The sequence below is a fragment of the Janibacter hoylei PVAS-1 genome, from assembly GCF_000297495.1.
GTDB classification, from domain to species: domain Bacteria; phylum Actinomycetota; class Actinomycetes; order Actinomycetales; family Dermatophilaceae; genus Janibacter; species Janibacter hoylei.
Map to the genome: position 1 here is coordinate 1 of NZ_ALWX01000073.1, position 1623 is coordinate 1623.

Below are 1623 nucleotides of genomic sequence, written 5' to 3' on the forward strand. Positions count from 1 at the left end.
CGCCCACGAACATCAGCGCCCGCGAGATCGCTCGAAGGCTCGGACGTAATCCGTCGACGATTTCGCGCGAGCTGCGGCGGGGCGCATCGAGTCGGTCAGCGCAGGCCGAGTACCGCGCGACGGTTGCGCAGTGGCACGCCGAGCGACGAGCACGGCGACCGAAGGTCGCCAAGATGGTGATTAACGAGCGGCTGCGTTGGCAGGACCCCGTGGATCGGTCCAGGTCGTGTGAGAGTCCGATCAATGGGTGCAGACCGCAGCGTAGGCCACCGGGCTGAGGTAGCCCAAGGATGAGTGGGGACGGTCGTGGTTGTACTCGGTCTTCCAGTCGCCGATGACGACCTGGGCGTGGGTCATCGACCAGAACAGATTGATGTTCAGGCACTCGTCGCGCAGCCTGCTGTTGAACGATTCGATGAAGGGGTTCTTCCAGGGCTCGCCGGGTGGGATGAACAGCATCCCGGTCTGGGTGCCGGCCCACTGGGCCAGTGCTGCCGCGATCATCTCCGGGCCGTTGTCGAGCCTCAGCACCGCCGGCGAGGCGCCACGGGCGGCCACGATGTGGTTCAGCTCGGCGGCCAGGGCCTCGGCGGTGATCGAGCGTTCCACAAGGCCGCCCAGTGTTTCGCGGGTGTGTTCGTCGACGACGGAGAGGATCTTGATCGGTCGGCCGTCGGTGGTGGAGTCGAACTGGAAGTCGATCGCCCACACCACGTTGGCCGAGGTGGCGGTCGGGACTGGTGGCACGGTCGAGGATCCGACCCGTTTACGGCGGCGTCGCACGTGCACACGTAGCCCTTCTTCGCGCCACAGCCGCTGGAGCTTCTTGTGGTTCACGACCCAGCCCTGGCCGCGGGCGTCGTGGTAGGCGCGCCGGTGTCCCCACCGGGGATGGGCCCCGGCGTAGGCGCGCAGCCAGGCCCGCAGCCCAGCGTCGGGATCATCAGGAGTCTGCGCGGGCGGGGTGTGGCGTTGGGTGGATCGGTGCTGCCCGACCAGCCGACACGCACGCCGTTCGCTGACGTCGAAGACTCGACGCAGGTGAACAACGGCCGCGCGTCGGCGGGCCGGGCTCAGAATTCCCCCTTGGCGACCTCGCGGAGCATGTCTTTGTCCAGCTCGGCATCAGCAAGCAGACGCTTGAGCCGCTGATTCTCGGCACGCAACTTCTTCAGCTCCTTGGCGTCCTCGGCTTTCAGCCCGCCGAACTGGTTACGCCACCGAAAGTAGGTCTGCTCGGAGACACCGAGCTGCCGGGCAACCTCGGCCGTGTCAGCGCCCCCGGCCAGCAGCCGGTCGGCCTCGACCAACTTGCGCACGACCTGCTCAGGCGTGTGTCGCTTCCTCGTTGTCATGGTGATGGAGCCTTCCTGCCCACCCTCGTGGGCCGCAAGGACTCTCACACCACCCGGACCAACCAACGGGGGTCACGCCAGCGTGATTACGTCCAGACCGGCTGGCCGGGGTCGTCCACACGCCCGACGGCGAGGTAGTGGGGCCGGACGGGCCGGAGTGGAAGGGCCGTAACAAGCCCCATCGCAAGGATCGTCGTTGGACGCAGGCGTGGAGCCCGGAGCAGATCGCGCGTCGGTTGCCGATCGACTTCCCGGATGATGAACTCCA

Annotated in this window: 1 protein-coding gene and 2 pseudogenes; 2 read left to right on the plus strand and 1 reads right to left on the minus strand. The window is 67.2% G+C overall.

Annotated elements, in window-relative coordinates:
* A pseudogene (locus B277_RS17040) lies at positions 1-197 on the plus strand (helix-turn-helix domain-containing protein); the annotation flags it as partial.
* Positions 198-240: 43 nt separating this feature from the next.
* Here B277_RS17040 and B277_RS13635 read toward each other — a convergent pair.
* A protein-coding gene (locus B277_RS13635; RefSeq protein ID WP_156811799.1) for an IS3 family transposase occupies positions 241-1355 on the minus strand; the annotation gives its coding sequence in 2 pieces (ribosomal slippage) (positions 241-1082 and positions 1082-1355; 1116 coding nt in all).
* Between the two features lie 95 nt (positions 1356-1450).
* On the opposite strand from B277_RS13635, the pseudogene B277_RS17630 reads away from it, so the two are divergent.
* Positions 1451-1623, plus strand: a pseudogene (locus B277_RS17630) (IS30 family transposase); the annotation flags it as partial.